This is a genomic window from Sphingorhabdus sp. (assembly GCF_044354325.1).
Lineage (GTDB): Bacteria > Pseudomonadota > Alphaproteobacteria > Sphingomonadales > Sphingomonadaceae > Sphingorhabdus_B.
This window is the reverse complement of sequence record NZ_JBILAF010000098.1, coordinates 1-7,566: the sequence shown is the minus strand read 5'-3', so window position 1 is coordinate 7,566 and position 7,566 is coordinate 1. Positions and strand designations below refer to the sequence as shown.

Sequence of the window (7,566 nt, the reverse complement as noted above, 5' to 3'; positions counted from 1 at the left end):
CGCTCGTTGTCAATGACGGCGTCGTTGAGCATGTGAATGTTGAAGCCCCCGGTGACTTCAATGTCAGCTCCGCCGAATATATGCTCGGTCAGCTTTAAGTTTACGAAATCTTGCCCTTTTGGGTATTTAAAGGGAGGGGCAACCCTCCCTTTTTTTGTTGCGAAAATTGGAAATTTCGGTGATGTGTATCCATGCCTAGTGAACAAGCTCAAAACATCATTAATCAACTCGTTACCGAATATGACGCCTCGGTAAAACGCTTACAAATTGCACTCGCCCATTATTTGAAGGACCGAACACCGCCTTCATCCGATCAACGCGCGAGCAATGATTTCTGTTACCCCGAATTGGTCATAACCTACGCCGGTAAACAGCGCGAGACGCAGTCCAACCTTGCATTTGGCAAGCTTGAAAAAGTCGGAACATTCCGGACCACATTTACCAAGCCAGATTTGTTTGCCGACTATATCGGTGAGCAACTCGATCTGCTGATTGGGCAATATGAGCTGGAGATTTCGGTTGGCCGCAGCAAACAGGAAATCCCCTTTCCCTATGTTCTCGACGGGTCGGCGGATTTGGAACTGGGCACAGTCAGTCCCAACGAACTTGCACGCCATTTCCCCACGACCGAGCTTGCGGACATTGGCGATGAAATCGCCGATGGATTGCTGCGGATAAAGGGTAACGCCAGCGCGCCGCTTGCTTTGTTTGACGGCTTGCGCACCGATTTCTCGCTCGCGCGCCTTCGCCATTATACCGGCGCGCCCGCCGAGGATGTTCAGCATTATATCCTGTTTACCAACTACCACAGGTACGTGGATGAGTTTGTCAGTTGGGCATGCACACAAGTTGGCAATGGCCGTTACACAGCCTTGTCGGGCGCTGGCGGTCTGTATGTCGACAAGCCAACCGACAACGCGGCGCAGCTGGTTGCCGACAGCACATGGCGGCGGCACCAGATGCCTGCCTACCATCTTATCGCGCCAGACAGGTCGGGGATTACGCTTGTTAACATCGGCGTTGGGCCTTCCAATGCCAAGACCATCTGCGACCATTTGGCGGTGCTACGCCCCGAAGCATGGCTGATGATTGGCCATTGCGGCGGCCTTCGTGAAACGCAGCGGATTGGCGATTATGTCCTGGCGCATGCCTATCTGCGCGACGACCATATCTTGGATGACGTGCTTCCACCCGAAATTCCAATTCCGCCAATCGCCGAAGTGCAGCAGGCACTGGCAAGTGCGGCAGAACATGTGTCCGGCACCAGCGGTGCCAATTTGAAACGGCGGATGCGCACCGGCACCGTTGTCACGACAGACGACCGCAATTGGGAGCTGCGTTATTCGGCATCCGCCCTGCGCTTTTCGCAAAGCCGTGCGATTGCCATCGATATGGAGTCCGCAACCATCGCTGCCCAAGGATATCGCTTCCGCGTGCCCTATGGCACATTGCTATGCGTGTCCGACAAGCCGCTGCACGGCGAAATCAAACTGCCGGGGCAAGCCAACCGTTTTTATGAAGAAGCCATCGCCGCCCATTTGCAAATCGGTATCCAGACATGCGAACTGCTTCGGGAGGCGGGAAACAGCCTGCACAGTCGCAAACTTCGCGCCTTTAACGAACCACCCTTTAGATAGGGTCAGGAACGAAAACTCAAGCCAATGATTATCCCTAAAGCATAACCAAGGAGGTACCGCCCATGCCGAAGAAACCCGAAAACACCGGACCGCTCAACAAACTGTTAAATACATTCCGCGCATTCGCCGACGGTTTGACCGGCAGCGCGCGTTCGGTCGCGCAATCCGCGTCGACAACGGCAAAATCCGCAGTCGATCAAGCGTCCACCGCAGCTGCGACCGCTGGATCCGTGATCAAGGAAAACCCCGGTAAAACTGCTGCTGTTGCAGGCGCAGTTATCGCCACTGCCGCAGCCGCTGTTGCTGGCAAAAAGGTTTATGATCGCAAAACGGGTGGAGCAAAGGCACCGGCAAAGAAGCCAGTGACCAAAAAGCCAGTTGCTAAAAAAGCTGCGGTAACTAAGCCTGCTCCGAAAGCGGCTGCCAAACCGGCAACGCCAAAGGCATCTAAGCCAGCGGTAGCCGCAAAGCCTGCACCAAAAAAGTCGGCACCGGTTAAGACGCCACCTAAGACTGCAGCTTAATCAAAAACGAAATGGCCCCGCCTTTAACAGCGGGGCCCGTTGTTGTTACCAGCCTTTTTTAGCGCCCTTATTCTGCGCCTTGAGCCATTTCATAAGTGGGGCGAAATATTCCAGCATGGGCTTGCCCGACATTTCGCGCGTTCCCGTAAATGCTTGCAACGCATCTGGCCAAGGCTTTGATGCGCCCATTTCCAGCATTGCATTCAATCGCGTGCCGACCTCTTTATTTCCATAGAATGAGCAGCGATGGAGCGGGCCTTTCCAACCCGAAATATCGCAAGCTGCCTTGTAGAATTGGAACTGCAAAATCCGCGCGAGGAAGTAGCGAGTATATGGCGTGTTACCGGGAATATGATATTTCGCGCCGGCGTCAAAACGATCCGCTGGGCGCTCCACGGGCGGGACAATGCCCTGATACTGCAAACGCAAGTCGGTCCAGCCCTTGTTGTAATTGGCTGATGTGATGGAGCCGTTGAAGACGCCCCAGCGCCATTTGTCGATCAGCAGTCCAAATGGCAGGAACGCAACCTTATCCATGGCTTGGCGCAGCAATAGCCCATTGTCCTTGTCCGCACCGGGAACCTTGTCGGCATCCAACAGGCCAATCTGGACCAGATAATTCGGCGTAATGGATAAAGCGACGGCATCGCCGATCGCTTCATGGAAACCATCATTCGCGCCATTCAAATATAAATATGACTGCTTGTTATAAGCGCGCTGGTAATAATTATGCCCAAGCTCGTGATGGATGGTCACGAAGTCATCGGATTTAACCTTGATGCACATCTTAATGCGCAGATCGTCGACATTATCGATATCCCACGCAGAGGCATGGCAGACAACTTCGCGGTCGGCGGGCTTAATGAATTGCGCGCGATCCCAAAAGGTTTTGGGCAGTGGGGCAAAGCCAAGCGACGAGAAAAAGCCTTCGCCGACCTTGACCATGTCCTTTTCCGCCTTGCCGCGATTGGCGCTGAAATCGCCGGCTTCGGTTTGCTTGTACCCCTTGGCAACCAGCAACGCGCCAATATCATAACCAATATCGCCAGCCCCCGGAGGCGCGACGACGTCATAAATGTTGCCCCATTCCTGCGCCCACATATTGCCCAACAGATCGGCGCGAATGGGCCCTGTCTTTGACTGGACCGCATCCCCATATTTCTCGTTCAACTGCGTGCGAACATAGGTGTGCAATTCGTCATAGAGCGGCTTAACCTCAAGCCATAATTTGTCCGTCAGCTTGGCAAAGTCATCGGCTGGCATATCATAGCCTGAACGCCACATCGCGCCGACATCTGCATAGCCGAGCTCGGTCGCGCCATGATTGGCGATTTCAACCATCCGGGCATAATCCTTGCCCATGGGCGCGCCGACATTGTCATGCCAGCTCACCCACATTTCTTTCAGTTCTTCGGGGTTGCGATTTGACCCCATCGCAGCCTCAATATCGGAACCGTTGATTTCCTTGCCGTTAAGCGTGCCACGACCTTTGCCATAAGCGGACTGCAGTTTCGTGGTGATCGTGGCAAGTTCAGCCGCTGCCCCCGCCTTTGTGGGCGCGGGCAGCACAATACCGCCGCGCAGGATATCAAGCTTGCGCTTGGTGTCATATGACAGGCCGGGAAGCGCCTGATACTTCGCCGCGTCCAACGCGTACCGGACCGATTTTTCGGTACCAATCTCGCCATAGCGTGCCGCAAGTGCATCGGTGTCGTCGGTAATATGGGTGGAGTTAATCCACGCAACGCGCCCCGCCTCAATCGAAAAATCAAAAAGGTCCTTTTCCGCAGCGGCGACGAAGGCATCGGCCTCAGCCACGGTCGGCGCAGATGAAGCTTGCGCCGAATTCTGCGCCATGGCGACGGTTGGAAGGGAAAGTGAGGCAAATGCCAGTGCGGCGATCGATACTAGATTTTTCATGAAGGGTTCCCAGAAAACAATATGTTCCGATGGTGAAACTTTCATGTGGCGGCGTCAACCCGCGCGGCGCGTTGTTCGTCGAATGTATAACGCCATCAGCAGACCAAAAAACGTAACGAGAAATGCGATGGTTTTAACCGGCTGCGCAGTGGCTGCGACCCCAGCCAAAAGATCATCACCCCCCAGCATCATTATTTGAACAAATTGGCATAATGTTTCGATGCCGTCGGCCGCACCGCCGACAATTGCCGTAGCAACAATGACCCAACCAAGCCGCCGCAAAACTGGCTTTGGTGATTGTGAAAACAACCGTCCACCGCAATAGGCCCCGAACGCATAAATCGCGATGTAGATCAGGTCGATGGCCATGCCAAATCTCGCGAGATTCAAAACTCCGGCTGCTTGCCAGGCCCCTTGAATGGCATCCACCCGCAGGGCGGTTCCTGCGGTTTGATGGTCCCGCATTCCCAATGGCGAAATCTCGTTCGAAAACGCCGGATCCATGGCTATCATCAGCGCAAGCAGCAACAGTCCACTCAGCCAGAACCGCCAGAAGCGGCGTTCCAATTTGCTTTCAGCCATTGTGCTTCGATTCCAAAAGCATGTCCGCCGCTTTGGCATCATTCAGGTTCATTCGGTAAATGACGTGCGGCACAGGCGGCACGCCGTTAATCGCTTCCGGCACATATTCTCCATCCAAGCGGGCGCCGATTTTCTCAATGGCGCGGCGCGAGCGGACATTTGTTGCGCCAATATTGAACCGAACGCTGTCGAAAAATTGGAAAGCGTGGAACAGCATCAGCGCCTTCATCTCTCGGTTATAGGCTCCGCCCCAATATGTGCGCGCAAGAAAGCTCCAACCAATTTCAATTTCGTTACGATCAGGTGCGTAATTTCCATATCGGCTGCCGCCAATGATGCTGTTGGTCACGCGGTCGATCACAGCCAACGCTCCGCGCGATGCCATCGCGCCCACAAAATATTCACGGAACACCGGTTCTTTATAACGATCCCATGCGGGGTGGACTTCCCACACCAACGGGTCAGACGCCACCGCAAATATCGCGTCCCAGTCGCTCTCGGTCAGTGGACGCAGCAACAGTTTGTCGCCAACCAATGTTGGTTGCAAATCGGCGTGGTCGGGCATCACCATGTCGTCGTCAGCGCCGCTACAAACGCCTGACCCAGCTCAGGCTTGGTGACTGCACTCATGTGGTTACCGGGAACCGTGAACAGCTTCCCGTGGTGCAGGAGCGCCGCAAGAGCCGCGGCAGACCCGTTGTCATCATCTTGTTCCCCGCAGACTATCCCTACGGGCAATTCCCAACTGGCAATCTCGGTTTCGCTGGTGTCGACAAAGGTCTCCAATATATTGCGTAAAGCCAATGGGTCGCCGCCCGTTGTCTTCAAAAATGCCTCGGCCATCCACGCAGCCGATCCTTTTTCATGACGCCCCAAATTGTCGAAGACTTCGCGAAAATGCGCGCCGCGATTTCCGGTTTGTGTAAGTCCTTGTAGACCCATTCCGGAAATGATTGCCTTCCCGGGCTGCGCACCACGCGCCAACATCCGCGCGACTGTTCGCCCGCCCAATGAATAACCGCCAAGGTCATAATCTTCGATCCCCAGATGCGCGAGCAATGCGAACTGGTCATCAGCCAGTATATCGGCGGGGTAATGGCTTGGCGCATGCGGCTTTCCGCTGAGGCCATGGGCGCGCAGGTCGGGCATAATGACGCGATACCCTGCGTCTGCCAAAGCCGCCGCATGGCCATATTTGATCCAATTGGTGTTGGCTTCGGACATGAAACCATGGATGAGGAATAAGGGCAGCCCCTGCCCCATTTCACGCCAGACGATTTCGGTGCCGTCGGTTGTTTCGAAACTGTTGGATGCAATCATATATTTGGGTCGTTCTTCTGTCGTCAGCGGATGTCTCTGGTTTGGCACGCGTAGATTGATCCGGAAAGTGTTTTCCATGTTTTTGCGTACCGCACCCAAAATTATTGCACATAATAAGCATAGCTATTATATCGACGGCATGAGCGATGATTTAGGCTTTCTATTGGGTGATGCGGCACGCTTGCTGCGGCGTTCTTTCGATGAACGTGCCCGCGCCGTTGGCGTGACACGGCCACAATGGCGGGTGCTGGCGCTGCTGAAGCGCTTCGATGGAAGTGCGCAGGTCACGATGGCCGATATGCTTGATGTCGAACCGATCACGCTCGGAAGAATGGTGGATCGCCTTCAGGATGCGGGGCTCGTAGAACGCCGTGCGGACCCAAATGACCGCCGTACATGGCGGCTGCACTTAACGGCCGAAGGCGAACAAAAAATTGAAGCACTGCGACCAACCGCACTTGCATTGTTTGATGATGCTTTGGCCGGCTTGGACGCAACGCAACGAACAGAATTGGAAGCCATGTTGAACATCATTCGTGCCAACTTAACCCGGAAACCGCATGAGGTGTCCCATGGCTGAGGCTGATCCCAAAATTGATGCTGGGACAACGACCAAGACAAAGTCGGGGCGCTTTGGCCGACTGGCGTTGATGGCTTCTGTCCCGTTGGTGCTCGTTGCCGGGGCGACCGCCTATTACATTGCCAACGACCATTATGTGTCGACCGACAATGCCTATGTCCAACAAGACAAGGTGTCCATTTCAGCAGAAGTGGGCGGGCGGATTATCGATGTTGCCGTCCATGAAAATGACGTGGTGAAAGAAGGCGACCTGTTGTTCCGGATCGATCCAGAGCCTTACCGAATTGCGATTGAGCAGGCCAACGCAGCCATTGCCGCCGCGCAAGTCCGCGTTTCGGCGCTGGAGACCGAGTTTCAAACCACCGGTGTCGATATCGATAGCGCGCGGGAAGATGTTGCTTTCTATGAGAAAGAGTATCTGCGGCAATCCTCTCTTATGCAGGCTGGCTTTACCACGCGTGCAAGGTTGCAAGCCGCAGAACATGCCTTGTCCGATGCGCGCAGCCGCGTGGCCGCGGCGCAAGCCGACGCCACCAAGGCGCGCGCGGCACTCGCCACAGGATCGGCAGCGCCGGGAATCAACCCAGCCATTAAGGCAGGCCAAGCACAACGCGATCAGGCGATGCTTAACCTCTCACGTACGGAAGTACGCGCGCCTGTCTCCGGCATCGTCAGTCAGGCGGATCGCCTTCAACCTGGGCAAATGATGGTTCAAGGTTTGCCCGGTGTGACGATTGTCGCCAGCAACAAAAGCTGGATTGAAGCCAATTTCAAGGAAACCGATCTTGCGCATATGCGCGTTGGCCAACCTGCAGAGATAACCTTCGACGCCTATCCCGACCTAAAGGTCCGCGGTAAGGTATCCAGCATTGGCGCGGGCACAGGGTCAGAATTTTCTGTCCTTCCAGCGCAAAATGCGAATGGCAATTGGGTCAAGGTAACGCAGCGCGTCCCTGTACGGATATCGATTACCGACAAGCCGAAGCGTGCAATGATTGCAGGA

The 7,566-nt window shown here is 54.9% G+C and carries 8 protein-coding genes and 1 pseudogene; 5 read left to right on the top strand and 4 right to left on the bottom strand.

Going from position 1 to position 7,566, the window contains the following annotated elements; translation table 11 throughout:
- From ACIQ0G_RS08850 to ACIQ0G_RS08840, 3 genes and pseudogenes are all read left to right on the top strand, one after another.
- Positions 1-98: pseudogene (locus ACIQ0G_RS08850) on the top strand (peroxiredoxin); the annotation flags it as partial.
- A 93-nt stretch (positions 99-191) separates the two neighbouring features.
- A complete protein-coding gene (locus tag ACIQ0G_RS08845; RefSeq protein WP_397577593.1) occupies positions 192-1,637 on the top strand; it encodes an AMP nucleosidase in 1,446 nt (481 codons plus the stop codon).
- A 62-nt stretch (positions 1,638-1,699) separates the two neighbouring features.
- Positions 1,700-2,161, top strand: coding sequence for a hypothetical protein (locus ACIQ0G_RS08840; protein WP_397577592.1), 462 nt, complete (start codon positions 1,700-1,702; stop codon positions 2,159-2,161).
- A 45-nt stretch (positions 2,162-2,206) separates the two neighbouring features.
- Here ACIQ0G_RS08840 and ACIQ0G_RS08835 read toward each other — a convergent pair whose 3' ends face one another.
- The 4 genes from ACIQ0G_RS08835 to ACIQ0G_RS08820 are packed head-to-tail and all read right to left on the bottom strand — an operon-like array spanning position 2,207 to position 5,983.
- Positions 2,207-4,081 carry a M2 family metallopeptidase gene (locus ACIQ0G_RS08835; protein WP_397577591.1) on the bottom strand — a complete coding sequence of 625 codons (1,875 nt, stop codon included), beginning with the start codon at positions 4,079-4,081 and terminating at the stop codon, positions 2,207-2,209.
- Positions 4,082-4,135: 54 nt separating this feature from the next.
- A complete protein-coding gene (locus ACIQ0G_RS08830; RefSeq protein ID WP_397577590.1) occupies positions 4,136-4,663 on the bottom strand; it encodes a hypothetical protein in 528 nt (175 codons plus the stop codon).
- A complete protein-coding gene (locus ACIQ0G_RS08825) occupies positions 4,656-5,228 on the bottom strand; it encodes a GNAT family N-acetyltransferase (RefSeq protein WP_397577589.1) in 573 nt (190 codons plus the stop codon). The genes ACIQ0G_RS08830 and ACIQ0G_RS08825 overlap by 8 nt, the downstream gene beginning before the upstream one ends.
- Positions 5,228-5,983 (bottom strand): alpha/beta fold hydrolase, encoded by a 756-nt coding sequence (locus ACIQ0G_RS08820; RefSeq protein WP_397577594.1) that lies wholly within the window; start codon positions 5,981-5,983, stop codon positions 5,228-5,230. Before ACIQ0G_RS08820 ends, ACIQ0G_RS08825 begins: the two co-directional genes overlap by 1 nt.
- Positions 5,984-6,059: 76 nt before the next feature.
- Here ACIQ0G_RS08820 and ACIQ0G_RS08815 point away from each other — a divergent pair, with 76 nt between their 5' ends.
- Both ACIQ0G_RS08815 and ACIQ0G_RS08810 read left to right on the top strand, forming a co-directional pair.
- On the top strand, positions 6,060-6,563 hold the full coding sequence (locus ACIQ0G_RS08815) for a MarR family winged helix-turn-helix transcriptional regulator (RefSeq protein WP_397577588.1): 504 nt from the start codon (positions 6,060-6,062) through the stop codon (positions 6,561-6,563).
- A partial coding sequence (locus ACIQ0G_RS08810) for an HlyD family efflux transporter periplasmic adaptor subunit (RefSeq protein WP_397577587.1) occupies positions 6,556-7,566 on the top strand: 1,011 nt, incomplete at its 3' end. The genes ACIQ0G_RS08815 and ACIQ0G_RS08810, both read left to right, overlap by 8 nt.

What these genes read in the sequence shown, in the direction of transcription:
- ACIQ0G_RS08840 (WP_397577592.1), top strand. Translation starts at nt 1,700, where the DNA reads ATGCCGAAGAAACCCGAAAACACCGGACCGCTCAACAAACTGTTAAAT.
- ACIQ0G_RS08835 (WP_397577591.1), bottom strand. Translation starts at nt 4,081, where the DNA reads ATGAAAAATCTAGTATCGATCGCCGCACTGGCATTTGCCTCACTTTCC.
- ACIQ0G_RS08845 (WP_397577593.1), top strand. Translation starts at nt 192, where the DNA reads ATGCCTAGTGAACAAGCTCAAAACATCATTAATCAACTCGTTACCGAA.
- ACIQ0G_RS08815 (WP_397577588.1), top strand. Translation starts at nt 6,060, where the DNA reads ATGTTTTTGCGTACCGCACCCAAAATTATTGCACATAATAAGCATAGC.
- ACIQ0G_RS08825 (WP_397577589.1), bottom strand. Translation starts at nt 5,228, where the DNA reads ATGCCCGACCACGCCGATTTGCAACCAACATTGGTTGGCGACAAACTG.
- ACIQ0G_RS08830 (WP_397577590.1), bottom strand. Translation starts at nt 4,663, where the DNA reads ATGGCTGAAAGCAAATTGGAACGCCGCTTCTGGCGGTTCTGGCTGAGT.
- ACIQ0G_RS08820 (WP_397577594.1), bottom strand. Translation starts at nt 5,983, where the DNA reads ATGATTGCATCCAACAGTTTCGAAACAACCGACGGCACCGAAATCGTC.